Origin of the sequence: Streptomyces sp. NPDC048392, assembly GCF_043200575.1 — a bacterium.
In the GTDB taxonomy this organism is placed as follows: domain Bacteria; phylum Actinomycetota; class Actinomycetes; order Streptomycetales; family Streptomycetaceae; genus Streptomyces.
On the sequence record NZ_JBICYB010000007.1, the window covers coordinates 115,950 to 140,325 of the forward strand.

Annotated in this window: 27 protein-coding genes and 1 pseudogene; 11 read left to right on the forward strand and 17 right to left on the reverse strand. The window is 73.7% G+C overall.

From position 1 onward, the window contains the following. Positions 1-8 precede the first annotated feature (8 nt). A complete protein-coding gene (locus ACGFYH_RS13135) occupies positions 9-809 on the forward strand; it encodes a class I SAM-dependent methyltransferase (protein WP_393803342.1) in 801 nt (266 codons plus the stop codon). A gap of 45 nt (positions 810-854) precedes the next feature. Here ACGFYH_RS13135 and ACGFYH_RS13140 read toward each other — a convergent pair whose 3' ends face one another. Beyond that, positions 855-1,160, reverse strand: a complete 306-nt coding sequence (locus tag ACGFYH_RS13140; protein WP_393803218.1) for a hypothetical protein — start codon at positions 1,158-1,160, stop codon at positions 855-857. Positions 1,161-1,405: 245 nt separating this feature from the next. Here ACGFYH_RS13140 and ACGFYH_RS13145 point away from each other — a divergent pair, with 245 nt between their 5' ends. After that, positions 1,406-3,070: an alkaline phosphatase D family protein gene (locus ACGFYH_RS13145; protein WP_393803219.1), complete on the forward strand. Its 1,665-nt coding sequence runs from the start codon at positions 1,406-1,408 to the stop codon at positions 3,068-3,070. Between the two features lie 195 nt (positions 3,071-3,265). Next, entirely contained in the window at positions 3,266-4,642 is a 1,377-nt protein-coding gene (locus tag ACGFYH_RS13150; protein ID WP_393803220.1) for an alpha-lytic protease prodomain-containing protein, read from the forward strand. Between the two features lie 171 nt (positions 4,643-4,813). Here the strand turns inward: ACGFYH_RS13150 and ACGFYH_RS13155 are convergent, their stop codons facing one another. From ACGFYH_RS13155 to ACGFYH_RS13185, 7 genes are all read right to left on the reverse strand, one after another. Beyond that, on the reverse strand, positions 4,814-5,893 hold the full coding sequence (locus ACGFYH_RS13155) for a serine hydrolase domain-containing protein (protein WP_393803221.1): 1,080 nt from the start codon (positions 5,891-5,893) through the stop codon (positions 4,814-4,816). Further along, the gene (locus ACGFYH_RS13160) at positions 5,890-6,810 is read right to left on the reverse strand and encodes a DUF6895 family protein (protein WP_393803222.1); all 921 of its coding nucleotides are present in this window, start codon (positions 6,808-6,810) and stop codon (positions 5,890-5,892) included. The genes ACGFYH_RS13155 and ACGFYH_RS13160 overlap by 4 nt, the downstream gene beginning before the upstream one ends. Continuing rightward, positions 6,807-7,790 (reverse strand): DUF6895 family protein, encoded by a 984-nt coding sequence (locus ACGFYH_RS13165; protein WP_393803223.1) that lies wholly within the window; start codon positions 7,788-7,790, stop codon positions 6,807-6,809. The genes ACGFYH_RS13160 and ACGFYH_RS13165 overlap by 4 nt, the downstream gene beginning before the upstream one ends. Continuing rightward, positions 7,787-8,494, reverse strand: a complete 708-nt coding sequence (locus ACGFYH_RS13170; RefSeq protein ID WP_393803224.1) for a hypothetical protein — start codon at positions 8,492-8,494, stop codon at positions 7,787-7,789. Before ACGFYH_RS13170 ends, ACGFYH_RS13165 begins: the two co-directional genes overlap by 4 nt. Before the next feature lie 20 nt (positions 8,495-8,514). Beyond that, positions 8,515-8,703, reverse strand: coding sequence for a hypothetical protein (locus ACGFYH_RS13175; protein WP_003978025.1), 189 nt, complete (start codon positions 8,701-8,703; stop codon positions 8,515-8,517). A gap of 153 nt (positions 8,704-8,856) precedes the next feature. Then, positions 8,857-9,492 (reverse strand): class I SAM-dependent methyltransferase, encoded by a 636-nt coding sequence (locus ACGFYH_RS13180; RefSeq protein ID WP_393803225.1) that lies wholly within the window; start codon positions 9,490-9,492, stop codon positions 8,857-8,859. A 183-nt stretch (positions 9,493-9,675) separates the two neighbouring features. Further along, the gene (locus ACGFYH_RS13185; protein WP_393803226.1) at positions 9,676-9,837 is read right to left on the reverse strand and encodes a hypothetical protein; all 162 of its coding nucleotides are present in this window, start codon (positions 9,835-9,837) and stop codon (positions 9,676-9,678) included. A gap of 229 nt (positions 9,838-10,066) precedes the next feature. Here ACGFYH_RS13185 and ACGFYH_RS13190 point away from each other — a divergent pair, with 229 nt between their 5' ends. Beyond that, positions 10,067-10,279 carry a hypothetical protein gene (locus tag ACGFYH_RS13190; RefSeq protein WP_393803227.1) on the forward strand — a complete coding sequence of 71 codons (213 nt, stop codon included), beginning with the start codon at positions 10,067-10,069 and terminating at the stop codon, positions 10,277-10,279. Positions 10,280-10,379: 100 nt separating this feature from the next. After that, a complete protein-coding gene (locus tag ACGFYH_RS13195) occupies positions 10,380-10,805 on the forward strand; it encodes a TIGR03618 family F420-dependent PPOX class oxidoreductase (protein ID WP_393803228.1) in 426 nt (141 codons plus the stop codon). Positions 10,806-10,823: 18 nt separating this feature from the next. Here the strand turns inward: ACGFYH_RS13195 and ACGFYH_RS13200 are convergent, their stop codons facing one another. Continuing rightward, complete coding sequence (locus tag ACGFYH_RS13200) at positions 10,824-12,917, reverse strand: MMPL family transporter (RefSeq protein WP_393803229.1); 2,094 nt, start codon at positions 12,915-12,917, stop codon at positions 10,824-10,826. A gap of 139 nt (positions 12,918-13,056) precedes the next feature. Beyond that, complete coding sequence (locus ACGFYH_RS13205; protein WP_393803230.1) at positions 13,057-13,563, reverse strand: MarR family winged helix-turn-helix transcriptional regulator; 507 nt, start codon at positions 13,561-13,563, stop codon at positions 13,057-13,059. A 104-nt stretch (positions 13,564-13,667) separates the two neighbouring features. Here ACGFYH_RS13205 and ACGFYH_RS13210 point away from each other — a divergent pair, with 104 nt between their 5' ends. Both ACGFYH_RS13210 and ACGFYH_RS13215 read left to right on the forward strand, forming a co-directional pair. Beyond that, a complete protein-coding gene (locus tag ACGFYH_RS13210; RefSeq protein WP_393803231.1) occupies positions 13,668-15,230 on the forward strand; it encodes an SDR family oxidoreductase in 1,563 nt (520 codons plus the stop codon). Positions 15,231-15,333: 103 nt separating this feature from the next. Further along, positions 15,334-15,576, forward strand: a pseudogene (locus tag ACGFYH_RS13215) (FAD-binding domain-containing protein); the annotation flags it as partial. A gap of 41 nt (positions 15,577-15,617) precedes the next feature. On the opposite strand, the gene ACGFYH_RS13220 reads toward ACGFYH_RS13215, so the two are convergent. From ACGFYH_RS13220 to ACGFYH_RS13230, 3 genes are read right to left on the reverse strand one after another with little or no spacing between them, the layout of a single operon-like run. Continuing rightward, positions 15,618-16,076, reverse strand: a complete 459-nt coding sequence (locus tag ACGFYH_RS13220) for a hypothetical protein (protein ID WP_393803232.1) — start codon at positions 16,074-16,076, stop codon at positions 15,618-15,620. Between the two features lie 44 nt (positions 16,077-16,120). Next, positions 16,121-16,453: a DUF3140 domain-containing protein gene (locus ACGFYH_RS13225; protein ID WP_393803233.1), complete on the reverse strand. Its 333-nt coding sequence runs from the start codon at positions 16,451-16,453 to the stop codon at positions 16,121-16,123. 6 nt (positions 16,454-16,459) lie between these two features. Continuing rightward, positions 16,460-16,687 carry a DUF2945 domain-containing protein gene (locus ACGFYH_RS13230; protein WP_393803234.1) on the reverse strand — a complete coding sequence of 76 codons (228 nt, stop codon included), beginning with the start codon at positions 16,685-16,687 and terminating at the stop codon, positions 16,460-16,462. 164 nt (positions 16,688-16,851) lie between these two features. On the opposite strand from ACGFYH_RS13230, the gene ACGFYH_RS13235 reads away from it, so the two are divergent. Next, the gene (locus ACGFYH_RS13235) at positions 16,852-17,658 is read left to right on the forward strand and encodes a thioesterase family protein (RefSeq protein ID WP_393803235.1); all 807 of its coding nucleotides are present in this window, start codon (positions 16,852-16,854) and stop codon (positions 17,656-17,658) included. Here the strand turns inward: ACGFYH_RS13235 and ACGFYH_RS13240 are convergent. Together ACGFYH_RS13240 and ACGFYH_RS13245 are read right to left on the reverse strand one after the other, a co-directional pair. Continuing rightward, positions 17,630-18,181: a zinc-binding dehydrogenase gene (locus ACGFYH_RS13240; RefSeq protein WP_393803236.1), complete on the reverse strand. Its 552-nt coding sequence runs from the start codon at positions 18,179-18,181 to the stop codon at positions 17,630-17,632. The genes ACGFYH_RS13235 and ACGFYH_RS13240 overlap by 29 nt on opposite strands. Before the next feature lie 82 nt (positions 18,182-18,263). Next, a complete protein-coding gene (locus tag ACGFYH_RS13245; protein ID WP_393803237.1) occupies positions 18,264-19,385 on the reverse strand; it encodes an FAD-dependent oxidoreductase in 1,122 nt (373 codons plus the stop codon). A 939-nt stretch (positions 19,386-20,324) separates the two neighbouring features. Here ACGFYH_RS13245 and ACGFYH_RS13250 point away from each other — a divergent pair. Next, positions 20,325-20,726 (forward strand): hypothetical protein, encoded by a 402-nt coding sequence (locus tag ACGFYH_RS13250; RefSeq protein ID WP_393803238.1) that lies wholly within the window; start codon positions 20,325-20,327, stop codon positions 20,724-20,726. A 125-nt stretch (positions 20,727-20,851) separates the two neighbouring features. Beyond that, positions 20,852-21,199, forward strand: coding sequence for a tetratricopeptide repeat protein (locus ACGFYH_RS13255; protein ID WP_393803239.1), 348 nt, complete (start codon positions 20,852-20,854; stop codon positions 21,197-21,199). Positions 21,200-21,347: 148 nt separating this feature from the next. On the opposite strand, the gene ACGFYH_RS13260 is transcribed toward ACGFYH_RS13255, so the two are convergent. Then, positions 21,348-22,781 (reverse strand): dihydrolipoyl dehydrogenase family protein, encoded by a 1,434-nt coding sequence (locus tag ACGFYH_RS13260; RefSeq protein ID WP_393803240.1) that lies wholly within the window; start codon positions 22,779-22,781, stop codon positions 21,348-21,350. Between the two features lie 120 nt (positions 22,782-22,901). On the opposite strand from ACGFYH_RS13260, the gene trxA reads away from it, so the two are divergent. Beyond that, positions 22,902-23,297 carry a thioredoxin gene (gene trxA, locus ACGFYH_RS13265; RefSeq protein ID WP_393803241.1) on the forward strand — a complete coding sequence of 132 codons (396 nt, stop codon included), beginning with the start codon at positions 22,902-22,904 and terminating at the stop codon, positions 23,295-23,297. Between the two features lie 19 nt (positions 23,298-23,316). On the opposite strand, the gene ACGFYH_RS13270 is transcribed toward trxA, so the two are convergent. Beyond that, on the reverse strand, positions 23,317-24,360 hold the full coding sequence (locus ACGFYH_RS13270; protein WP_393803242.1) for a LacI family DNA-binding transcriptional regulator: 1,044 nt from the start codon (positions 24,358-24,360) through the stop codon (positions 23,317-23,319). Positions 24,361-24,376: the final 16 nt, after the last annotated feature.

Consider the following 24,376-nt stretch of genomic DNA (forward strand, 5'->3'; position numbering starts at 1 on the left):
GTCCCGCCATGCCCAAGGACGCCAGGTCCCCGAAGAAACTGCGCAGCAACCGCGCCGCGCTCACGCACAGGGTCGGGTACGCGCTGCGCCACCCCGAGCGCGTCGGCCCCTACGTCCGCCGGGCCGGCCGGGACGCGTGGCTGCGGATCAGGCACCCCGACCACGTCGGCTACTACCGGGCGGTGATGGCCTCCGACACCCGGCGCGACCCGGAGGCCGCGGTCGGCAGCCGGACCCACGACCGCTGGCTGGCACTCGGGCGGATGCAGTTCGACTATCTGATCGAACACGGGCTCCGCCCCGAACACCGCATGCTCGACATCGGCTGCGGCAACCTGCGCGGCGGCTGGCGATTCATCGACCACCTCGACACCGGTCACTACTACGGCGTCGACATCTCGCCGGACATCCTGATCGCCGCCAAGAAGACCCTGACCGAGCGTGGACTCCAGGCCAAGCTGCCCCATCTGACCCTCACCGGCGACCTCCGGCTGGAGTTCCTGCCCGCCGGCCACTTCGACGTCGTCCACGCCCACAGCGTCTTCTCGCACTCGCCGCTGAACGTCATCGACGAGTGCCTCGCACACGTCGGCCGCGTCCTGACCGGCACCGGCTTCTTCGACTTCACCTTCGACCGCACGGAGGGCACCGAACACCAGGTGCTTCGCGAGGACTTCTACTACCGCACGGACACCCTGCTCACGCTGGCCGCCCAGCACAACCTGCACGCGCGGTTCATGGAGGACTGGGAGAAGCGGCCGCACGGCCAGGCCAAGATCCGCGTCAGCCGCTCACCGCTGCCCCCGTAGACCGCCGATCGCGCGGTTCCGGGGGCCGGCCCGGCCGTCCGGCCCCTACGGGCGCGGGTCGACGCGCCGCCAGGCGGGCCGGGCGTCCGCGCCCCGGCGGCCGGCCGCGGCGGCGCAGCGGGGGCAGACCCGGCGGACGGCGTCGGCCGCGCCGCCGGACTCGGGCAGCACCTCGGTCCAGGTCAGCGCGGAGAACCGGGACAGCCGCGAACGGTGGAGCGACGGACCGCACACGGTCTGGTTCGTGCCCCGCTCCCACGCGTGCACCTCGCCGGTCGGCAGCCAGCGGTGGTCGTCCTCGTCCCACCAGCGACCGGAGGCCGCCACGTCGTAACGCCGTGTCCCGGCCATCGGCTCGGCCCGCCGCCTTCCCACTCCCGTACGCCCGCGTTCCCCCCGTTCCTCGCCCGTCCCGGATGCCCCGGAGCGGCGGCGCCCACACACGCGTACCTCCTCCTGTGTGATCACTCCGCAAGCCCTGACCGTTTCGGGGGTTTTGTCTGCTTAGCATGCGGGGTCCGCGCATCGCGGGGCCGGCGCCACCACGCGACGGAGTCCCGGCACGGACCGCCACACCCCGTACGAGAGGACACCAGATGGCGCCCACGGGCCGTCCCAGCGCACTGGCCGAGCACGCCTTCTCCCCGCACGACGCCGTGATGGGCGCCGCCGCCCGGCACGTCGGCCGCCGGCGCTTCCTCACGGTGACCGCGGCCGCCGCGGCGCTCGCCTTCTCCACCAACCTGCCGGCCCGTGGTGCGGTCGCCGCCCCCGAACGTGAGGCCGCCCGCATCAGCAAGGACCCCTTCACCCTCGGCGTCGCCTCCGGCGACCCACTGCCGGACTCGGTGCTGCTGTGGACCAGGCTGGCGCCCGAGCCGTTCCTGGAGGACGGCGGGATGGGCACGGAGCGGGTCACGGTCGAGTGGGAGGTGGCCGTCGACGAGTACTTCGCGGGTGTCCTGTTCCGGGGCACCGCCGACGCCCACGCCGAGTACAACCACAGCGTTCACGTCGACGTCAAGGGCCTGACGCCCGGGACCGTCTACTACTACCGCTTCCGCGCCGGTGCCTGGCTCAGCCCCGCGGGCCGCACCCGCACCGCACCCGCGGCGGGCAGCGCCACCCCGTCGCTCAGGCTCGCGGCGGTCGCCTGCCAGGCCTACCAGGACGGCTACTACACGGTGCTGAAACATGTCGCCCAGGACGACGTCGACGTGGTGTTCCACCTCGGCGACTACCTGTACGAGTACGCGGTGAACTCCGAGGGCGGGGAGCGCGGCTACACCGACATCACGCTGCCCGACGTGTTCAACCGCGAGACGATGACCCTCGCCGACTACCGGCTGCGCTACTCGCTCTACAAGGCCGACGAGGATCTGCGGGCCGCGCACGCCGCACACCCCTTCGTCGTCACCTGGGACGACCACGAGACCGAGAACAACTACGCCGGCAGCATCCCGGAGAACGACATCCCGCCGGCGGAGTTCCTGCTGCGCCGGGCAGCCGCGTACCGCGCGTTCTGGGAGAACCAGCCGCTGCGCGCCGCCCAGCTGCCGCAGGGCCCGGACGCCCGGCTGTACCGCCGGCTGCACTGGGGCACGCTCGCGCAGTTCGACATCCTCGACACCCGCCAGTACCGCTCCGACCAGGCCTACGACGACCGGCCGCACGCGCCGGGGGCCGAGTCGGACGATCCGGCGCGCACCATCACCGGCGCCGCGCAGGAGCAGTGGCTGCTCGACGGCTGGAAGGGCTCGACCGCGCTGTGGAACGTGATGCCCCAGCAGGTGTGCTTCTCCCAGCGCAAGTTCGACGTGACCGCCGACGCCGCGCTCTCCATGGACGCCTGGGACGGCTACCGCGCCTCGCGCGACCGGGTGGTCGCCGGGGCGAAGGCCGCCGGGGTCGACAACTGGCTGATCCTCACCGGCGACGTGCACGTGGGCTACGCCCTCGACGTCAAGGAGGACTTCGACGACCCGGCGTCCGCCACCGTCGGCACCGAGGTCACCTGCACCTCGGTGGCCAGCGGCCGCGACGGCGTGGAGAAGCCCGCCAACTGGGACCTCTACCTGAAGGCCAACCCGCACATGAAGTTCTACAACGGCAAGCGCGGCTATGTGCGGGCCGAACTCGGCCGTCAGTCGACGCGCCTCGACTTCAGGACCGTCTCCGCCATCAGCACGCCCGGCGCTCCCGTCACCACGGCCGCGTCCTTCGTCACCGAGGCGGGCGAGCCGGGACTGAAGCCCGCCTGATCCCGGGTCCTCGCGGGGGCGTCCGCGTACTGCACATGGCACCCACGACGCCCCCCATAGCGCGAAACAGACCGGGGTCCGGCATCGTCGCGGATCTTTCGGGCAAGGCCTGTGACTTCTCCGCGGGCGCACCGTGACCCACGGTCGCCCACCGAACACCGCTGTCTCGCTCAACTCTCCAAGGAGGCACATCGCATGGTCGGCAGACATGCCGCGCGCAGCCGCCGCGCGGCCCTCACCGCGCTCGGCGCCCTGGTTGTGACCGCACTCCCCTCGGCCGCGTCGGCCGCGCCGCCGCCCGCCCCGGGCCCCCGCCCCGCCGTGGCCCGGACGCCCGGCGCCGACGCGGCGCCGGCACCGATGCTGAGCGCGATGGAGCGCGACCTGAAGCTGGCGCCCGGGCAGGCGGCGGCGCGGCTGGCCAACGAGGCGGAGGCGGGCACACGCGCGGGCATGCTGCGCAACACGCTGGGCGACCGCTTCGCCGGGGCCTGGGTGAGCGGTGCGACCTCGGCCGAACTGACCGTCGCCACCACCGACGCCGCGGACAGCGCCGCCATCGAGGCGCAGGGCGCCAAGGCGGCCGTCGTCGACAAGGGACTGGCCGAACTGCGCGCCGTCAAGGAGAGGCTGGACACCGCGGCGGCCCGTACCCGGACCCGGCGGACGCCGGTCTGGTACGTCGACGTGCGGACCAACCGGGTCACGCTCCAGGCCACCGGCGAGTCGGCCGCGAGCGCCTTCCTGGAGGCCGCCGGAGTGCAGGGCGAGGACGTGGGCGTCCGCATCTCGCCGGACCAGCCGCGGGTGCTGGCGGACCTCGTCGGCGGCGACGCCTACTACATCGACGGCCGGGCCCGCTGCTCCATCGGGTTCTCCGTCACCAAGGACGACCGGCAGGGCTTCGCCACGGCCGGGCACTGCGGCACGCCGGGCGCCACCACCACCGGGTCCGACGAGGCCGACCAGGGCACCTTCCAGGCCTCGACGTTCCCCGGCAAGGACATGGCCTGGGTGGGCGTCAACGCCGACTGGACCGCCACGCCCGACGTGCAGGGGCAGGACGGCGAGAAGGTCCGGATCGCCGGGTCGGTGGAGGCGCTCGTGGGTGCCTCGGTGTGCCGTTCCGGCTCGACCACGGGGTGGCACTGCGGCACGGTCCAGCAGCACGACACGAGTGTCACCTACCCGCAGGGCACCGTGAACGGGCTGACCGGGACGACGGTGTGCGCCGAACCCGGCGACTCCGGCGGCCCCTTCGTCTCGGGCACCCAGGCGCAGGGGACCACCTCCGGCGGGTCCGGCGACTGCACCGACGGCGGGACCACGTTCTACCAGCCGGTCAACCCGCTGCTCAGCGATTTCGGCCTCATTCTGAAGACCACCTCCTCCGCGGCTCAGACGCCCGCTCCGCAGGACAACGCGGCGGCGGACGCGTGGGCCGCGGGCCGGGTCTACGAGGTCGGCACCACCGTGTCGTACGACGGCGCGCGCTACCGGTGTCTGCAGGGCCACCAGGCGCAGGGCGCCGGGGCGCCGGCGAGCACGCCCGCCCTGTGGCAGCGCGTCTGACGGAGGGTCTGGTTCGGACGGATCGGCGCTCGGACGGGTCCGGCGGGCATCCGGCGGGCAGACGGCCGGCCAGGGGCGGACACTCGGCGCGGGGTCGCACGACGCGGCTCCGCGCCCACCGCTGTTCCCGCCGCGCCGCGGGCGCGTTCCCGTGCGGTCCGGCCGCCGCGGCTATCCCTCCGCGAGGAGGGCGTAGGCGGTGGCGATGAACGGGTCCCGGGCGCGGAAGCGCCGGGTGCACACCGCGGCCAGGGCCGTGTCCGTGTCGGGCCGGAAACCCAGGAAGGCCTGCTGGCCCAGGGTGGCGCCGCTGTGGAAGTACATCGGCCCGCCGTCCGTGGGGTGGCGGAACCACCCCACCGTGTGCACGTGCCGGTGCCCCATCCCCCGGCGGAGCACCGGAACCCGTACCGCCCGCAGCGCTCCGGCGGCCGGTGAGCGGGCCGGGTCGAGGTGGGCCTCGAGGAAGGTGAGCAGGTCGTTCGGGGTGGACCGGACGGCTCCGGCCGCCTGGAAGGGGCCCGCGTCGAAGGCCGGGACGGGGGTGAGGCCGTCCTTGCGGTGTCCCACGGCGTCGGTCCAGGGGCCCTCCGCCCGCAGGGCCGTACCGCTGAGACCGAGCGCGCGCAGCACCTGCCCGGTGATCAGGTCCTCCCAGGCGGTGCGGGTGGTCGCGGCGACCGCGTGGCCGAGTACGGACACGCCGTAGTTGGAGTAGTGCCAGCGGGTGCCGGGGCGGTGCCGGGGCCGGTGGCGCAGGAAGGCGTCGGTCAGCCGCTCGGCCGGATAACGGGCGTAGGGGTTGGTCCGCCAGGCGGGCAGGCCCCGGCGCACGAAGCCGGCCGGCAGGGCGGGCAGTCCCGAGGTGTGGGTGATGAGGTGCGCGAGGGTCACGGGATGCGGGCCGGCCGGCCGGCCGGGGTCCAGGCAGGCGGCGGCCGGTTCGGCGCCGGTGAGCACTCCGCGCCGGATCAGCCGTGTCAGCAGCAGCGCGGTGAAGGTCTTGGAAGCCGACCCGATCTCGTAGCGGAGGTCCTCGCGGGGGACGGCGGGCGGCGGGGCGGTGCCGCCGCTGTGCACGGTGCGCCGGCCGTGCCGGGAGACGGCGAAGACGACGTCGGGTGCGTCGGAGGCGTCCGCGGCCCCGGTCAGCCGCTCGCGCAGCGCCGCCTCGTCGGCCGGTACGGGCTCCGGCGGGGCGTACTCGTCGGCGGCGGGAGCGCCCGGCCAGGGCGTGCGGCGGCCCGTCACGACGCGGAGTGCGCCAGCTCGGTGAGGGCGCGGGAGGTGGCCAGCAGGGAGGCGAAGGCGGCGACCAGCGTCGGGTGGTAGATCACGTCGAACACCGTGTCGGGGTCGCCCTCGGGCATCGTGCGTACGGCGGGCATGGCGCCGTCCGGCTGCTGCGCGGCGGCGAAGCCCTGCCAGGCGGCCTCGTCGAGGGTGGGCCGGGGCAGGCAGGCGTCCACGACCAGGAGTTCGCCGAGCAGGTCCCAGCGTTCGAGGTCGAGCCAGTCGTCGATCCACACCGGGAGCCAGGTGGCGAGGTAGTCGGCGACCGGGGGCGGCAGCCCGCCCGGGTTCTCGCCCCAGTCGGTGAGGTGGAAGACGGTGTGCGTGATGTCGTACGCGGTGTGGCCCTCGACGGTCCACGGCTCGGGGGTGCCGGCCAGCCAGGTGGCGGCGGCGGGCTCGGCCTCGGGCGGGCGCGCGGGCAGGCCGAAGCGGCGCTGGAAGGCGGACAGACCGAGGCGCCGGGTCGGCGTCACCGGGAATCGCGACCAGCTGTCCAGCCGGTGGTTGAGGACCGTGGCGCGTTCCACCTCGGGCTGGCTGTAGCCCAGCTCCTTGAACGGCAGGTAGACCTCGAAGGGGACCGGCGAGAAGGGCTCGACGCGCTGGCCGCGCACCAGCATGCGGCCGCCGTCCAGGGTCTCGCGCCAGGTGTGGTCGAGCAGTTGGCGGGCGAGCCGGGCCTGGCGGGATCCGGCGACGCCCTCACGGAAGAGCACCTTGCAGATCAGGGCGAGTTCGCCGATCGGCTTGAAGCGTTCCAGGAAACCGATCTCGGGGTCCACGTCCGGCTCGAGCCGGAATCCGTCGCGGTGGGTCCACAGCCACTCCAGGGCGCCGGCTCCGACGCGGTGGATCAGGCGGGTGTCCGTCATCCCGGCGCTCCTTGTCCGGCATGTCGCGCGGGGTGCCGTGCGGCGTCCCGCACGTCCCGCGGCCGTGCCGTGGTGAGGGCCGCCGCGAACGCGGCCATCAGGGTGGAGTGGTAGCAGTCGGTGAAGTCGTAGGGGTCCGGCCCCGGGTCCGGTCCGGCGGCGTCCTGGGCGGCGCCCTCCTCGGGGAGCGCGCCGGAGGCGTCCTGGGCGGCCGCGACACGGTGCCAGGCGTCCTCCAGCACGGCCGGCTCCGGCGGGCGGGGCAGGCTCGCCGCCACCGCCAGCAGTTCGCAGCTCAGGTCCCACATCCGGGCGTCCAGGCAGGTGTCGAGCCAGGGCGGCAGCCAGTGCAGCAGGTAGTCCGCCAGGTCCGCCGGCACCGCCTGGGCGGCGCGTCCCCATTCGGTGAGGTGGAAGACGACGTGGGTGAGCGCGTAACCGGTGGCGCGTTCGAAGGTCCACGGTTCCGGCAGGCCGCCCAGCCAGGTGCGGCCCAGCGCCTGCGGTACAGGCCCGTGCGGGGGGATGCCGCAGCGCCGCTCGGCCTCGATCACACCGAGCCGGCGGGTGGGGTACTGCTCGGTCAGCCGCCAGCCGCGGGTGCGGGCCACCACGGCGGCGGACGCCTCGTAGCCGGGGTGCCGGAAGCCCGCCGAGGCGAAGGCCGCGTACACCTCCAGCGGGTAGGTGGCGAAGGGCTCCAGGGACTGCATGAGCGGGAAGAGTTCACCGCGGTGGGTCTGCTGCCAGGCGTAGTCCAGCAGCTCGGACACGCGGGTGTGCGGCGGGTCCCCGGGCGGGGTGCACAGGGACACGGAGGCGCAGACCCGGGTCAGTTCGCCCAGGGGCTTCCACGTCCGGTTGACCTGGCCGTCGGCCGCCAGCGCGTCGTCGCCGAGGGCGAAGCGGTCGCGGTGGGCCCACACCCAGTCCAGCGCGGCCTCCTCGACGTCACGGACGCTCCCGCCACCGGTGCTCACAGGAGGACTCCGGCGGGCATCAGCCGCGCCGCCTCCAGCTGCAGGGCCACCCGCGGGTCGGAGCCGCCCATGAGGCGTACGAAGTCCAGCCCGGCCTCCAGGCCGAGGGTTTCGGGCACCCCGTCCAGCAGGGTGAGCCAGCGCCCGGCCCCGGCCGCCTGCTGCCAGTCCCGGCGGCGCACGGCCCGTACGAAACCGCGGGCGACGTCCACGGGACGGCGCCGCGCCGCACGGGTCACCGCGCACTCCCCGCCGGGCAGCGCGAGCGGAGCGAGGACGGCGAGCTGGTGGGTCAGGAACTGCCAGCCGGCGTCGTCGAGCCAGCGGGCGTCGGGTTCGGTGCCCGGCTCGCCGGTGAGCGGGCCGGCCAGCGGCTGTTCGATCCGGCGCAGGGCGCGGTCCATCGCCCAGTGGCTCCATACGACGGTGGGTGCCGCGTCGTCGCGTGGCGGGTGGGCCGCCACTGCGTCCTTGAACACGGCGAGTTGTCCGGGGTCGGGCGGAACGCGCAGCAGGACGCTGGGCAACAGCGTGTCGGCGCCCAGGACGCGCACCGCCGCACGCGCGACGCCCTCGCCCGCGCCGCCCGCCGTAAGGGTGCTCCCCGCTCGCACGTGGTCTCCGCTCCGGAGAGCGGAGACCACGTCGGAAGCGAGGTCCAGCACCGTACCCTGCAGCAGGGCCGACGTGCTCGACTGCTCCATTTCATTCTCCCGTCGGTCCGTCAGCCCTTCTTCGGGCGCGGGGTCGGCGGCGAGAGCAGGAGGCTGGTGCCTCCGGACTGCAGGGCGAGCGCGGCGCACTCGCGGCTGTCGCGGAAGACTCCGTCGGGCTCGGCGGGGTCGAGAGCCGCGTCGATGTCGATGTTCTCGGTGCGGGTGACTTCCTCGAGCACCTTGTCCTTGGAAGGCATTTCACCATCTCCCTCTGGTAGCCAACTGGCCTACACATCCAAGGGTGTCCGGGAAGCCACAAAGCATGCCTTGCTTCTCAAAATTCACAGAAGGTAACTTCTTCAACAAACCGGACATACGCTGCCTGTGGCACAGCGGGCTTCGGCCAAGCCTCACTCCCGTCGCAGTCGCCACACGTTGTCCTCGCGGAAGCCTTCGACGCCCTCGGGCGAGACACTCGGACTGCGGACGGTCCGGCCGGACTCGACGGTCCACTCGCCTTCCGGCAGGTCGAGTTCGGCGAGGACGCCGTCCAGGGTGGGGAAGACGGCCTCGAACGGCGGTTCGGTCTGCCAGGAGGGCCAGCCGGCGTGCATGACGACCAGCAGGGTGCCGCCCGCCGCCACGGCCCGCGCGGCGGCGCGCAGCACCCCCTGCCGGTCGAGGGCGACCGGGGACTGCAGGTAGTGGGCGCTCACCAGGTCGAAGGAACCCTCGGGGAACGAGGGTCCCAGCTCATGACGTTCCCAGGCGACGCGGTCGCCGACCCCCGCCTCGGCGGCGTGCCCGGCGGCGCGTTCGAGCGCGGTGGCGGAGATGTCCACGCCGGTGACCCGCCAGCCGCGCGAGGCCAGCCACACGGCGTCCGCCCCTTCGCCGCAGCCCAGGTCCAGCGCGGTGCCGGGGGTGAGGCCGCCCGCCTCCTCGACCAGCAGCCGATTGGGACGTCCGCTCCAGACGCGGCCGGTGTCGCGGTAGCGGGCTTCCCAGAACTCCGCGGCGGGAGCCGGCGCGGGGGTGTCGGTCATGGTGCCTCCAGGGGCGGTCGCGGTCGTCTGCTCGGCGGGGCGCACGACGTGTCGCGCGCCCCGCGTGCAGGCTGCCCCGGCCGGGCGGGAGGCACCAAGGTTCTTTGCCGGTTCGGCAAATCCGGCGTCGGCGCGTCAGCGCGTCAGCCCTTCCGGCCCGCTCTCGGGGGTGTCGGTGCGCAGTCACACCGTCCGCCGCGGGAAGGGCATCCCGACGCCCGCCTCGTCCAGCGCGTCCTTGACCCGGCGGCGCGGCTCGCGGGTGACGCGCCACCGCCGCAGCGGCACGGTCTTGACGGCGAGGCGCACCGAAACCCGTCGGCGTCCAGGGAGTGCACGCCCCACACCGCGGGGTCCTCGTGCAGTACGTCCACTCCGTTCCCGGGTGGGGCATGTCTGCCGACGGGGCCGCCCGCCCCCGTACGGCACGGACACGGCCCGGCGCAGTCATCACCCTTTCCGCCATTTGCCCTTTATGTCCGACGGTCGCGCCATCTTCACACCTGTCGTGCTCATCACCAACGGCGGCCGGGGCACCCGCAGAAAGTCGTCCACATGGAGGGGGACCTGCGGCGTGGTTACCGTTGCCGTCCTACTACTGCCCGGCGTGGGGCTGTTGTTGTTCACCATGACGTACCTGGAGGACCGCCTGTTCGGCGATCCGGGTCCGCCCCGGCACGCACGGCGGCGGCATCTGCGCCTGCTCCCGGGCGGCGGGGACCATCGCTCCCCCGCCCCGCGCCCGGAACCGTCCGGAGTCCGCTCCTCCGAACGGGACGCCGCCTGAGCCGGGTCCCGCCGCCCTCCGGACCCCGACGAGCGGCCGCCCGGCCCGCCGGGCGATGCTGTCCCGGACGGAGCACACACGGCGCGGGCGAGGAGATCGGATGGACAGCCGGGAACGGCACGACGCGGACGAGGAGTTCGTCCGGTTCTGGCAGGAGCGCCGGATCTGCTTCCTGTCGACGCCGCGGGCCGACGGGACGCCGCACCTGGTCCCGGTCGGGGTGACGTACGACCATGCCACCCGTACGGCGCGGGTCATCACGAGCCGGGACACCACGAAGGCGCGCAATGTGCGGCGCGCGGCGGGGGGCGTCGTCGCGGTGGGCCAGGTGGACGGCAGGCGCTGGTCCACGCTGGAGGGCGTCGCGTCCGTGCGGGACGACGCCGGGGCGGTCCACGACGCCGAGGCCCGGTACGCGGCCCGCTACCGGCAGCCCCGGGCGAACCCGCAGCGGGTCGTCATCGAGATCGACGTACGGCGCTTCCTCGGCACGGTGCGCCCCCTCGCGGAGCGCCCGGACGCCTGACGCCCCCGGCGGAGCGGGTCACTCCGCCCCGGCCCGGCTCCGACGGCCCGGCCGACCCGGCCACCAGGCGACCGTGCCGATGTCGCGGGCGAGCGCCGGCACCAGCAGCGAGCGCACCACCAGCGTGTCCAGCAGGACGCCGAAGGCCACGATGAAGGCGATCTGCACCAGGAAGGCCAGCGGGATCACCCCGAGCGCGGCGAAGGTGGCGGCGAGGACGACCCCGGCCGAGGTGATCACGCCGCCGGTGGCCGTCAGACCGCGCAGGATGCCCTCCCGCACCCCGTGGCGCAGCGACTCCTGCCGGACCCGGGACATGAGGAAGATGTTGTAGTCCACGCCGAGGGCGACGAGGAAGACGAACCCGTACAGCGGGACGGAGGCGTCCGTGCCGCTGAAGCCGAACACGTGGGTGAAGACCAGGGCCGCGACGCCCAGGGTGGCCACGAAGTTCAGCGCCACCGTCGCCACCAGCAGCACCGGCATCAGCAGCGCCCGCAGCAGGGCGATCAGGATGACCAGGATGATGGCGAGGACCACGGGCACGATGAGCGTGCGGTCGTGCTCGGCGGTGCGCTGGGTGTCGTACTGCTGGGCGGTGTAGCCGCCGACGAGGGCGTCGGCGCCGGGCACGTCGTGGACGGCCGACCTGAGACGGGCGACGGTGCTCTTGGCGGCGTCGCTGTCGGCCGGTGCCTGGAGCGTCGCGTCGATCCGTACTCGCCCGTCGACCACCTTCGGCTCACCTCCGCCGGGACGGCCGGAGCCGGCCACCGGGGCGGCGGAGGCGACGCCGCGGGTGTCGCGGGCGGCCGCGAGGACCGGGTCGAGCCGGTCGGCCTCAGCGATGATCACGGCGGGGTTGCCGGAACCGCCGGGGAAGTGCCGCGCGAGGGTCTGCTGGGCGGCGACCGACGGGGTGTCGTTCACGAAGATCTCGTTTAGGGGGACGCCCTCGGAGGTCAGCGTCGGCGCGAAGGCGGCGCAGGCGACCAGCGCGGCCAGGGAGATCGCCCAGATGCGGCGCGGGGCCCGGTCCACCAGTTCCGCGACGCGGCGCCACAGACGGTGTCCGGCCTCCGGGTCGCCGGTGCGTACGGGCTTGGCCGGCCAGTAGGCGGCCCGGCCGAGCAGGACCAGGACGGCGGGCAGGAAGGTGAGCGTGCTCAGTACGGCGCAGACGATGCCGATGGCGCCGACGGGCCCGAGCGCGCGGTTGTTGGTCAGGTCGCTCAGCAGCAGGGCCAGCAGGGCCAGGGCGACGGTCGCCGCGCTGGCCACGACGGCCCCCCAGGAGGCCCGCAGGGCGGCGCGCACGGCGGCGAATCGGTCCGGGTGCCGGGCCAGTTCCTCGCGGAAGCGCGCGGTGAGCAGCAGCGCGTAGTCGGTGGCGGCGCCGATGACCAGGATGGAGAGGATGCCCTGGACCTGTCCGTCGACGCGTACGACGTCACGCTCGGCGAGCGCGTAGACGATGGCGCAGGCCAGTCCGAGGGCGAAGACGGCGCCGAGGATGATGACCAGGGGCAGCAGGAGGCTGCGGTAGACGAGCAGCAGGATGACCAGCACGGTGATCAGCGCGACGCCGAGCAGCAGCCCGTCGATGCCCGAGAAGGCGTCGGAGAGGTCCGCCTGGGAGGCTGCCGGACCGGCCAGTCGCGCCCGTGTGCCGGGCACCTTCTCGGCGGCGTCGCCGATCCGCGCGAGCACGTCGGGCAGTGCGTCGCCGAGGCCGGGCTCGACCTGGACGACGGCCTGCAGGGCCTCGCCGTCGTCGGAGGGCAGCGCGGGCGAGGGCTGCCCGACGACACCGGGCGCGCCCTTCAGGGCGGCGACGGAGCGGGTGGCCCCGGAGCGGTGCGCGGTGACGGGACCGCCGCCGTCGGCGGTCCACACGACGATGACCGGGAGCGTCTCGTCCTGCTGGAAGGCCTTCCGGGCGTCGATGACCCGGGTGGACTCCGCGCCGCGCGGCAGGAAGGCGGCCTGGTCGTTGGTGGCGACGTCGCCGAGCTTTCCGGCGTACGGTCCGAGCGCTCCGCCGATGCCGAGCCAGACCAGGAGCAGGACGGCGGGGACGAGCCAGCGGGCCCGTCGGGAGGGGATGGACATCGGTGGCGGGTCTCCAGGTCTCCAGCGGCGCGAAGGTGACTCGATCATAAACAATCTCAATGGTCGAGTTATCCGGGGTCGTCGTGACACACCGACTTCTTCCCCGGCCGCCTGCCCGGATGCGGCACGGCCGGGTGATTCAGCCGTCGTCCGAACGGACGAGCCGCAGTTCCTCGTTCATCGCCGTCAGGAAGCGGACCACGACCGCGAGTTCGTCGTCGTCGAAGCGCGCGCGGGCGGTGGCGGCGGCCTCGGCCAGCGGAAGGAAGTACGCCCGGGCCGCCTGGCGGGCCGCGGGGACGTAGCGCAGGTGCACGACCCGGCGGTCCGCGCTCTCCCGGACCCGGCGCACGTGCCCCGCGCGCTCCAGCCGGTCCACGCACGCCGTCACCGCGCCCGAGGTCAGCCCCAGGTGCTCGCGCAGCCGCCCCGGCGTCATGGGCTCGCGCGCGTCCAGGATCGCGGCGAGCGCCTGGACGTCGGTGGCGTGCAGGCCGTGGGCGCCGGCGAAACCGTGCACGAGGCGGTTGATCTCGCCGTTCATCCGCCTCAGCTGAGCGGCGAGGACGTGCAGGTCGCTCGCGTCGGGTCCGGACCCGGTGCCCCGCTCGTGCGCGTGCTGTCCGCGCTGGTTCGCTGTCGCCACGTGATCAGCGTATAGAAGGGTCAACCTGAGCCGGGACGCGGCCACCGCGGCCCGTTCGGGGGAAGTGGTCAGGGTGACGACTGTCCGGCGAGATACGGAGCCCCATGAGCCAGGGAAGCGAAGGACCCGACCGGGTGAGCGGCGAGGGCGGCGGAACGGGCCCGCGCTGCCTGGTCACCGGCGCGACGGGATACATCGGGGGCCGCCTCGTGCCCGAACTGCTCGGCGCCGGGCACCGGGTGCGGTGCCTGGCCCGCTCCCCGCACAAGCTGCGCGACCATCCCTGGGCCGGGGAGGTCGAGGTGGTGCGCGGGGACGCCACCGACGCCGACTCGGTGGCGCGGGCGACGGAGGGCGTCGACGTCGCCTACTACCTGGTGCACGCGCTGGGCAGCGGCGACGACTTCGAGGCGACCGACCGGCGGGCGGCGCGCGTCTTCGCCGGGCGGGCGAAGGCGGCCGGGGTGCGGCGCATCGTCTACCTGGGCGGCCTGACGCCGTCCGACGTGCCCGAGCGCGACCTGTCGCCGCACCTGCGCTCCCGCGCGGAGGTCGGCCGCATCCTGCTGGCCTCCGGGGTACCCACGACCGTGCTGCGCGCGGCGGTCGTCATCGGCTCCGGATCGGCCTCCTTCGAGATGCTGCGCTACCTCACCGAGCGGCTGCCGGTGATGGTCACGCCCAGCTGGGTCCACACCCGGGTCCAGCCGGTCGCCGTCCGGGACGTGCTGCGCGCCCTCGTCGGCAGCGAGACCATGCCCGACGAGGTGTCCCGGACCTTCGACATCGGCGGTCCCGACATCCTGACCTACCGGGACATGATGGTCCGCTACGCCGAGGTCGCCGAGCTGCCCAGGCGGCTGATCCTTTCGGTGCCGGTGCTCTCCCCCGGCCTGTCCAGCCACTGGGTCGGGCTGGTCACGCCGGTACCGGCGCGCATCGCGCGTCCGCTCACCGAGTCGCTGCGGCACGAGGTGGTGTGCCGCGAGAACGACATCGTCCGCTACGTGCCGCCCCCGCCGGGCTGTCCGCTCGGCTTCGACGACGCGCTGCGACTGGCCCTGCAACGGGTGCGGGAGGCCCGGGTCAGCACCCGCTGGTCGTCCGCGTCCGTACCGGGGGCGCCCAGCGATCCGCTGCCCACCGACCCCGACTGGGCCGGCGGCAGCCTCTACACCGACCACCGCGCGTTGACCGTCGCCGCGCCGCCCGAGGCGCTGTGGCGGGTCATCGAGGGCATCGGCGGCGACAACGGCTGGTACTCCTTCCCCCTGGCCTGGGCGGTACGGGGCCGGCTCGACCGGCTGGTCGGCGGAGTGGGCCTGCGCCGCGGGCGCCGGGACGCCGCGCGGCTGCGGGTGGGCGACTCGCTGGACTTCTGGCGGGTGGAGGAGGTCGTCCCCGGTCGCCTGCTGCGGCTGCGCGCCGAGATGCGGCTGCCGGGTCTGGCCTGGCTGGAGATGTACGCCGAGACCGACGAGGCCGGACGGACCCGGTACCGTCAGCGGGCGTTGTTCCATCCCCATGGGCTGGCGGGTCAGGCGTACTGGTGGAGTGTGTGGCCGTTCCACGCCGTGGTCTTCGGCGGCATGGCCCGCAACATCGCCCGCGCCGCCGCCCGTGCCCCCCGGCCGGCCGGCCCGGCGCGGGGTACGCCCGGCCCCTGAGACAGGCGCCGCGTCGCCCCCGGCGGCGGGCCCGGGGCGGCGCGGACGCGAGGGCGGCCGGGGGCGGCCTGCCGACGACCCGGGCTCGCGGCGGCGATGGCGCACCGGCACCGACACCCGCCCGCACCGCGTCCTCAACCCCACGACGCAGGCGCGGCGGTTCGACCCCGACGGGTCGTACGTCCGGCGCTGGGTGCCCGAGCTGGCGGGCCTCGCGGGCCGCCTGGTGCACGAGCCGTGGCGGCTGCCGGACTCGCGGCGGTCCGCGTACGACGCCTATCCGGACCCGGTCGTCGACCTCGCCGAGGGACTGGACCGCTTCAGACGGGCCCGCGGCCGCGACTGAGCCCCGCACGGGCCCGGCCCCGCACGGAGCGCGGGCGGCCGTCAGGTGAAGGGGCCGTCCGGCGGGCGCGCGCCGGGGCTGTCGGGGCGGGACGCGTGGTCCGGGTGGTCGCGGGTCCGACGGACCTCCTTCAGCTCCGCCTCGTACAGGTGGCCGCGCCCCCCGGCGAGCTGGTCCACCGCCGCGCGCTCCAGGTCCCTGAACGCCTGGTAGTACGTCCGGTCGTACGCCTCGACGATCTGGAACGTCCAGTGGCCGGGGATGACGTTGCGGCCCAGGAGCTCGGTGCGCACGCGCTCCGCCCACTCCGGGTGGCCGGCGGCACGCAGCAGTTCGAGCGCCCGGTCGAGTTCGAAGTCCGCCGAACCGGTGAGCTGGTGGAAGGCGAACAGATGACCGCGGGCGCACTCGGTCGTCTCCAGCGCCTTGGACAGGGACCCGAGGGCCTCGACCGTCTCGTCGCTGACGCCTTCGGGGCGCCGGTACGGGTCGTCTCCCATGGCGTGTGCGTCTCCTTACGAGGGGCGGGCGGCGGGGCGGGGCGTCACGCCAGGGGATCGTGGCCCCAGTTCATGAGCGAGTACCGCCACCGGGTGTCCTCGACGTCGCCCGGCGGGCGCTGGGCCAGGTGCCGGCGGACGTAGCCGACGACCTTGCGCATGTGCTCGTAGTCGTCGTCCGAGAGGTCGTCCTTCTTCTTCCGCAGGATCTCGACGATCCGGCGGCCGGACGCGTGCCCGACGGACTCGCCCCCGTCCTTGTGGTGCCCGGCGTCCTGCGACTCGTCGCTGTCGAGCCACTCGTCCAGTCCGGCCGGTGTCATGTTCACCAGCTCGTGGAAATCGTCCCGGGTCCTGTGCTGCTCGTCGCCGTCCACGGCGCCTCACTTCTTCTTCAGCGCGGACGGCTTGTGCACCGCCGACCTGCCCGACTTGTCGCTGCGTACCTGGTACTGCGGGTCGTCCGAGGAGGCGTCCACGGTGCGGCCGGCCGCCTCGGTGCGCTTGGTGATCTTCTTCTCCACCTCGCCCTCCGTGCGGGAGCCGTGGCTGCTCCAGGTGACCTGGTCGCCCTTCTCGAGGTTCTCGTCGTCGCCGCGCTTCTTCGCCATCGCCGTGCTCCTTCGGTCTCGTCTCCCCCGACAACCCGGGTTCCCAGCCGCCGGAGCGCCACTCGGGCGTGGGTCCATTCGCCGCCGAACTATCCTGGTCGCGGCCTCGGCGCCGCCGTTCGGGCCCGCCGTCGCCGTCACCGCCGTCGTTCAGGAGCAGCCCGTTGAACACCAGCACAGCGACCCCGGACAGCTACTACGAGCGGATCGACGAGCACCGCTACAAGCCCACCTCGCACGCGGGCGGCGCGTGGAGCCCGGACGAGCAGCACTTCAGCCCGCTCGGGGGTCTGATCGTCCACGCCGTCGACCGCCGTCTGGCGGGCCGGGAGGGTGCGGAGATGTCACTGAGCCGGATCAGCTTCGACATCCTTGGCCGCCCGGCGCTGGACGAGTGCGAGATACGGGTGGAGACCGTCCGGCCCGGACGCACCATCGAGCTGGTCGAGGCGACGGTGCTCATAGCGGGCCGGTCCGTGGCGCGGGCCAGGGCCTGGTTGCTGGCGGACGTCGACACGGGCGCCGTCGCCGGTGGCGGCGCCGACCGGCTGACCGCGCCGGACACGCTCGCCCCCTGGCCGATGGACGCCGAGTGGCCCGGCGGCTACATCGCCTCCCTGGACGTGCGCCCGCTCGCCCCGCCCGGCCCCGGCCGCACCACCGCCTGGGTCTCCACCGGCCTCGACCTGGTCGCCGGAGAGAGCGCGAGCCCGCTGGCCTCCTACGTCGCGCTGGTCGACACGGCCAACGGCATAGCGGTCCGGCAGTCGCCGAGGGAGTGGATGTTCCCGAACGTCGATCTGACCCTGCACCTGCACCGCGCGCCCCGCGGCCGCTGGACCGGCCTGGACACCACCGTCGTCTTCGGGCCCACCGGCCAGGGCGTCACCAGCACCGTGCTGCACGACGTGGACGGCCCCGTCGGCCACGCCCAGCAGATGCTCACCGTCCGTCCGCAGCCCCGACCGTGAGCACGAGGCGTCCGCGCACCCCACCGGCGTCCATCCGGCGGTGCGCCTCGGCCGTCCTCGACAGGGGCAGTCGGTCGGCGATGCGCGGGCGCCACGGCGTGTCCCCGAGCGCACCCACGGCGCCCTCGGCCGCTTCGGCGAGGTCCGCGGTCGCGGCATTGCTGAGGGCGAAGCCCACGATGCTCGCGTCGCGGGTGTAGAGGCGGCCGAGCGGCAGTTCGGCGGCCCCCCGGCCCAGCCCGGTCATCGCGACCAGTCGCCCGCCGGGGGCCAGCAGGTCCACGGCGTCGGCGAGCAGCCCGCGCCCGGACGTGTCCAGGTGCACGTGGTAGCCGCCGGGGGCGGCCCGGCGCAGCTGCTCACCGAGGTCGGGCGACCGGTAGTCGAGGACTTCGGCCGCCCCCAGGTGGCGCACCTCGGCGGCGTCCTCGGGCCGGGCCGTGGCGACGACGCGCGCGCCGGCCCGGGAGGCGAGGGTCACGGCGGCACCGCCCACGTTGCCGGCGCCGCCCCCGACGTACACGGTCTCCCCGGCCCGAGCACGTCCCCGGCTGGTTGCCGGGGCCCCCGGGACCGCGGCAAGATCGCGAGCCCGGACCGGGGTATCAGGGGTGGTCGAACAGAGTGACTACGCTCTGCGGTGCTTCCCGGCCGAAGAAGATCTCCAGGTTCTGCGCCGAGCGGCTGGCGGCGTCGCTACTACGCAGGAACAGCCGCTCTTCGTAGGCGGTGAGCGCGACCTCGACGTCGGGCTGCTCAACCAGCTTGCTCGCCAGCTCAGCGCCGTCGTACATGGCGAGGTTCGCGCCCTCGCCGGCAAAGGGCGACATCAGGTGCGCGGCGTCGCCGACGAGCGTCACGCCGGGCACCCTGTCCCATGTGAGCCCGACGGGAAGGGCATAGATGGGTCGGAGCCACGGTTCCGTGTCGCTCTCCGTCACGAAGGCGGTGAGCGGGGGCGACCAGCCGTCGAACTCATCGGCGACTTGGCGGAGGCCGGCGGACGGGTCGCCGAAGTCGATCGACCTCATCCACTCCTCGGGCTTGTTCAGCGCCACGTATCCGCGAACGTGCCCGTCGGCGTAGCGATGGGCGATGATGCCTTTGCCCGGCGCGACCGTCATCAGCGTGCCGCTGCCGATCGCGGCCACGCTCGCCCGATGGTTCTGGCCGCCTGGGGTGAGGGCGATCTCGATGAAGCAGGTTCCGCTGTAGAGGGGCTTGGCGGGGGTGAGCAGCGGACGCACCTTCGACCAGGCACCGTCCGCGCCGATGACGATGTCGGCGCGCGTGCCGGAACCATCCGCGAGGGCGAGGTCGTAGCCGCCCTCCACACGGTGCCGGATCGAGGCGAGCTTGTGACCCCACCTGATCGTCCCAGGCGCCAGCGAGTCGATGAGCAGACGCCTGAGTTCGCCACGATCCACCTCAGGACGGGCCGAACCGGGGTCCGCAGGCATGTCGAGCAGGATCGTGCCGTGGCGGTCGGCCACACGCTTGGCGTCCTCGCCCGGACGGACGAGAGTGAGGAACTCGTCGTACAGACCGGCTGCGCGAAGCGCGACCTGGCCGGTCTCTTCCTGGATGTCGAGCAGGCCGCCCTGCGCACGGGTCGTCGCCGAGGCCTCACCCTCGTAGATCGTCGCGGCGACACCGTGAGTCTGAAGCACCCGGGCGAGCGTCAGCCCGCCCAGTCCCGCTCCGACAACGGCGATGGTCCTCTGCATGCTGCGCTCCTCTGTCGCGCCGACACGCGCCGGCGATGGTCAGCGCCGAAAGCGGGCGGGAGGCCCGATCTCAGCAAGGAGACGCTCAACGATCAGAACCATCTGCATCGATGTACGAGCGATGTCCGGCGGGTGGACCAGCGGGACATCGTTTTTCGCGACCTAGTGACTATAGCTCGGCATCCACCTCCCGGCGGCCGGGGCCGCTCACGCTGCGACGCACCGCGCCCGCCAGGTTCATCCTCGACAACCGGCTCGGCAGTGCTCGGGGGTGCTCGGGGGTGTCTTTGGGGTGCTACCGGAAAAAGATGACACTCGCTGGCCCTGGTACATCTGGCGCAGACGCCACTGGCAACAGCCCGACGCAGCCACTCCCGACGACGGACCGCCGACTGGCCCACTGGATCGATCACCGAACCAGACTGGAGTACTAGGAGTACCCATACGTGTGCCCGTCGAATTCAGGCATGTCGCCCCGCGACTGGCCACCGGGGCCTTCATCCTCAACTCCGGTCTGGCCGAACGCGGGGCCGATGAGCAGAGCGCCGCCATGATGCGCCCAATGGCGAAGGACACCTATCCGTTCCTCGGCAGACCGCGGCCCGCGACATTCGTCCGTCTGCTCACCGCCGGTGAGATCACGCTGGGCGCCGCGCTGCTCCTTCCGGTCGTGCCGACGGCACTGGCGGGTATCGGCCCGACCGCGCGCGGGCGGCTCAGCGACCGGCGGACGCCCGGCCCGGTCAGACCGGCGCCCCACAGCCCCCGGGCCTCGTCCGGACCGACGAAGGCGATGACCGGCGTCACCCGCTCAGGTGGACGAGACCGGCCCCGGCGAACCGTGCCTCGTCCAGGACGTCGGGTCGCAAGATGCGCGTTTTGCCCCTTTCCTGGTGGTGACCCGAGTGGAGGACATCGACGTGCGACGAGGTGAGAACCATGCTGGTGCTGGGTCTCCTGCTCATGGCGGGCGCCGCCGCCTTCGCAGGCCTGCTGATCGCGTACAACCTGTCCGGCGGTCCGGACTACACCGTCACCCTGCTGGGGAGCGAACCCTTCACGATCAGCACGCTCGGGGCGTTCCTCGGCGGTATCGCGCTGACGCTGATCTTCGGCCTGGGTATGTGGATGCTCCTGGCCGGGACGGTGCTGGCGCGCCACCGCGGCAAGAAGCGCCGCAGGGAACGGGAGACCGCCAGGCGTGCCACGACGGAGCGTGACGAGCTGGCCGGCCGCCTGGAAGGCTCGGACGGCAGCGCCGACGCCTCGGACGAGACGGCCGGACACCGCCGCCCGTCCGGACACCGGCGGCAGTGGCTGCGCCCGCACGGCCACCACTGACCGGGACCGGCCGACCGGTCCGGCGAGCTGGCCGGACCGGTCGGCCGTCCGGCCTCCACTCGGCGCCCCGGTAGTGGAATGTTCAACCGTGGGGCGTGGTTGCAGTACGCCGGAGGAGGTCACGAGTGGACACGACGTACTACGACCACGGAACGCCGGCGGAGCGCTGGGAGCGCGCGCGGATGTTCTTCGACGCCAAGGACTACGCCGCCGCGGCACGGGTCCTGGACGGACTGGTCGGGGAGGTGCCCGAGCAGACCGGACCGCGGCTGCTGCTGGCGCGCTCCTACTACCACTCGGCCCAACTGCGGCGGGCGGAGGCCGAGCTGCGGATCGTCGTCGAGCGCGATCCGGCAGAGCAGTACGCCCGGCTGATGCTGGGCCGCACCCTCGAACGGCAGGGGCGGCAGGCGGAGGCCGACGCCCAGCTGCGCATCGCCTCCGCTCTCGCGGGCGACTTCGCTGAACGGTGAGCGTTGACGGCGAGGGCGACGGCGGCCGAGCCATGGGCCGCGTTCCTCGAGGGCTGCCCGGGCGTGCCGGGCCGGCCTCCGGCCTCCGGCCTCCCGGCTCCGGGCTCCGGGCTCCCGGCTCCGGTGGCGACTACCCGTCGCCCACGGGTCAGTTGTCCCGGTACGTCTCCAGGAGCCGCAGCCACACCTCGCTGATCGTCGGGTACGACGGAACCGCGTGCCACAGGCGGCTGATCGGCACCCGGCCGGCGACGGCGACGGTCGCGGAGTGGATCATCTCGCCGACCCCCGGGCCGACGAAGGTGACCCCGCGGACGATCTCGTCCTCCAGGTCGACCACCATCCGGGCACGGCCCTTGTAGCCGTCGCCGTACAGGCTCGACCCCGCCACGGCGATGTCGACGTCGACGGCGCGGACCCGGTGTCCCGCCTGCTCGGCCTCGGCCAGGCTCAGGCCGACGGACGCCACCTCCGGATCCGTGAACACCACCTGGGGGACGGCGTCGTGGTCGGCGGTCGCGGCGTGCGCGCCCCAGGGGTCGGACTCGAGGATCGGCACCCCGGAGGCACGGGCGGCGATGACGGCTCCCGCGATGCGCGCCTGGTACTTGCCCTGGTGGGTGAGGAGAGCGCGGTGGTTGACGTCGCCGACGGCGTACAACCAGTCGTGGCCCTCGACGCGGAGGCTGTCGTCGACCGGCAGCCAGGAACCGGGTTCCAGGCCGACGGTCTCCAGGCCGATGTCGCCGGTGCGGGGCACCCGGCCGGTGGCGAAGAGGATCTCGTCGGCCTCGATGCGGTCACCGGTGTCGGTCACGGCGACGACGGTGCCGTTCTCCCGGGTGACGGACTCGACGGAGACGCCGGTCCGGATGTCCACCCCGGCCTCGGTGAGCGCCTCGGCGACGAGGTCCCCGGCGAACGGCTCCATACGGGCGAGCAGGCCGTCCTCGCCGCGTACCAGCATCGTCACCCGGGAGCCGAGGGCCTGCCAGGCGGTGGCCATCTCGACGGCGACGACGCCGCCGCCGATCACGAGCAGCCGGCCGGGCGCGCTCTCGGCGCTGGTGGCCTCGCGGCTGGTCCAGGGGCGCACCTCGGCGAGTCCGGGCAGCGGCGGCAGGGCGGCACCGCTGCCGGTGCAGACCGCGACCGCGTGCCGGGCGGTGAGTACCCGGCGGGTGCCGTCGGGACCGGCCACCTCCACCGTGCGCGGCCCGGCGATGCGGCCCTGTCCGCGATACAGATCGGCCCCGATGCCCTCGACCCACTGGACCTGGCCGTCGTCCTTCCAGTGCGCGGTGAACTCGTCGCGGCGGGCGAGGACGGCCGGGGCGTCGAGCGGGTCCCGCACGGCCTGGGCGAGGCCGGGCAGGCGACGGGCGTCCGCGCGGGCGAGGACGGGACGCAGCAGGGCCTTGCTGGGCATGCACGCCCAGTAGGAGCATTCGCCGCCGACCAGTTCGCTCTCCACGATCGCGGTGGACAACCCGGCCGCGCGGGTGCGGTCGGCGACGTTCTCCCCGACGGGGCCCGCGCCGATCACGACGACGTCGTACATGAGGGAATCCGATTGCGTCATGGGGCCAGTCTGGCGGGTGGTGTGCGGCGTGGCCACATGGGTACGTGCGCGGAATACCCACCAGGTCGGCAGTGTTGTGCCGACGGATTCTCCCCCGAAACCAGGAAGAGGGATCACCTCATGACCAGCACCGTGGAACTCACCAAGGAGAACTTCGACCAGACGGTCACGGACAACGAGTTCGTGCTGATCGACTTCTGGGCGTCGTGGTGCGGTCCGTGCCGTCAGTTCGCCCCGGTCTACGAGAAGGCCGCCGACGCCAATCCCGACCTGGTGTTCGGCAAGGTCGACACCGAGGCGCAGCCGGAGCTGGCGCAGGCCTTCGGCATCCAGTCGATTCCCACGCTGATGATCGTGCGGGACCAGGTGGCCGTGTTCTCGCAGCCGGGCGCGCTGCCGGAGGAGGCCCTGACGGACGTCATCGGTCAGGCCCGGAAGCTGGACATGGACGAGGTCCGCAAGGCGGTCGCCGAGCAGCAGGCGCAGGCGGGCCAGGACGGTCGGGAAGGCCAGTAGCGGGCAGTCCGGCCGCCGGTCAGCTCGACCCCCGGTGCACCACCGTCGCGCCCAGCACCTTGCGGCGCTCGGGCGCGGCCTCGGGGTCGTGCACCGCCCGGTCGACGAGTGCGGCCAGGTCACGGCCGGCGGGCAGTTCCAGGTGGACGGTGCTCAGCCGGGGCCGCAGCAGGCGGCCCAGCATCAGGTCGTCGGCGCCGATCACGGCCGCGTCGCCGGGGATGTCGAGGCCCTCGTCCTGAAGGGCCCGCATCAGCAGCATCGCGTACTCGTCGTTGTACGCGAACACCGCGTCGAGCCCCAGGGCGTTCCAGCGGGCGGCCAGGCGGGCGGCGTCCCGCTCGTCGTAGTCGAGGGGTAGTTCGGTGACGGTGGCGTCGGTGCCGCCGACAGCGCGGCGGGCGCCGGCGAGGCGCGGCGCCGAGAAGACGTCCAGGCCGCGCTCCGTGGGCACGACGACGCCGATTCTGCGGCATCCGCGGTCGTAGAGGTGGCGGGTCGCGCGGCGGCCGACGCCCTCCTGGTCCGTGAGCAGGGCGTGCGCTCCGTCGACGGCCTCCGGGCCGAGGGTGATGACCGCCCGGGCTCCGGAGCGCTTGAGAACCTCCACGCCCTGCGGGCCGAGGTCGGAACCGGGTGCGAGGACGGCGACCGGGCGCAGCTCGGCCCAGGCGCGGGCGGCCTCGTCGCCGCGCGGGCCCGCGGAGCCGTAGTGCACGACGGTGTAGTCCAGACGGCCCAGGGCCCACTGGAGTTCGCCGAGGAAGCGGGTGTAGAGCGGGCCCGCCGGGAAGGACGGCGTCGGCATCAGGACCATACGGCTGTGTCCGGCGCGCAGGGAGCGGGCCGCGGCGTGGGGGACGTACCCGAGTTCCCGGGCGGCCTCGCGGACGCGGCGGCGGGTGGGCTCGCTGATCCGGACGGTGCCGGTGTTGTTGAGGACGTAGGAGACGGTCGCGCGCGAGACGCCGGCCAGGCGGGCCACATCGGCGCTCGTGGGCACGGAGCGCGGTGCGGGGGGCTCGGGGACCGGCGGATTCGGTATCACCATGACGTACGGCATCCTGGCAGAAGCCGGA

What these genes read in the sequence shown, in the direction of transcription:
- ACGFYH_RS13135 (WP_393803342.1), top strand. Translation starts at nt 9, where the DNA reads ATGCCCAAGGACGCCAGGTCCCCGAAGAAACTGCGCAGCAACCGCGCC.
- ACGFYH_RS13140 (WP_393803218.1), bottom strand. Translation starts at nt 1,160, where the DNA reads ATGGCCGGGACACGGCGTTACGACGTGGCGGCCTCCGGTCGCTGGTGG.
- ACGFYH_RS13145 (WP_393803219.1), top strand. Translation starts at nt 1,406, where the DNA reads ATGGCGCCCACGGGCCGTCCCAGCGCACTGGCCGAGCACGCCTTCTCC.
- ACGFYH_RS13150 (WP_393803220.1), top strand. Translation starts at nt 3,266, where the DNA reads ATGGTCGGCAGACATGCCGCGCGCAGCCGCCGCGCGGCCCTCACCGCG.
- ACGFYH_RS13160 (WP_393803222.1), bottom strand. Translation starts at nt 6,810, where the DNA reads ATGACGGACACCCGCCTGATCCACCGCGTCGGAGCCGGCGCCCTGGAG.
- ACGFYH_RS13170 (WP_393803224.1), bottom strand. Translation starts at nt 8,494, where the DNA reads ATGGAGCAGTCGAGCACGTCGGCCCTGCTGCAGGGTACGGTGCTGGAC.
- ACGFYH_RS13175 (WP_003978025.1), bottom strand. Translation starts at nt 8,703, where the DNA reads ATGCCTTCCAAGGACAAGGTGCTCGAGGAAGTCACCCGCACCGAGAAC.
- ACGFYH_RS13180 (WP_393803225.1), bottom strand. Translation starts at nt 9,492, where the DNA reads ATGACCGACACCCCCGCGCCGGCTCCCGCCGCGGAGTTCTGGGAAGCC.
- ACGFYH_RS13195 (WP_393803228.1), top strand. Translation starts at nt 10,380, where the DNA reads ATGGACAGCCGGGAACGGCACGACGCGGACGAGGAGTTCGTCCGGTTC.
- ACGFYH_RS13200 (WP_393803229.1), bottom strand. Translation starts at nt 12,917, where the DNA reads ATGTCCATCCCCTCCCGACGGGCCCGCTGGCTCGTCCCCGCCGTCCTG.
- ACGFYH_RS13210 (WP_393803231.1), top strand. Translation starts at nt 13,668, where the DNA reads ATGAGCCAGGGAAGCGAAGGACCCGACCGGGTGAGCGGCGAGGGCGGC.
- ACGFYH_RS13220 (WP_393803232.1), bottom strand. Translation starts at nt 16,076, where the DNA reads ATGGGAGACGACCCGTACCGGCGCCCCGAAGGCGTCAGCGACGAGACG.
- ACGFYH_RS13230 (WP_393803234.1), bottom strand. Translation starts at nt 16,687, where the DNA reads ATGGCGAAGAAGCGCGGCGACGACGAGAACCTCGAGAAGGGCGACCAG.
- ACGFYH_RS13245 (WP_393803237.1), bottom strand. Translation starts at nt 19,385, where the DNA reads ATGCAGAGGACCATCGCCGTTGTCGGAGCGGGACTGGGCGGGCTGACG.
- ACGFYH_RS13250 (WP_393803238.1), top strand. Translation starts at nt 20,325, where the DNA reads ATGCTGGTGCTGGGTCTCCTGCTCATGGCGGGCGCCGCCGCCTTCGCA.
- ACGFYH_RS13260 (WP_393803240.1), bottom strand. Translation starts at nt 22,781, where the DNA reads ATGACGCAATCGGATTCCCTCATGTACGACGTCGTCGTGATCGGCGCG.
- trxA (WP_393803241.1), top strand. Translation starts at nt 22,902, where the DNA reads ATGACCAGCACCGTGGAACTCACCAAGGAGAACTTCGACCAGACGGTC.
- ACGFYH_RS13270 (WP_393803242.1), bottom strand. Translation starts at nt 24,360, where the DNA reads ATGCCGTACGTCATGGTGATACCGAATCCGCCGGTCCCCGAGCCCCCC.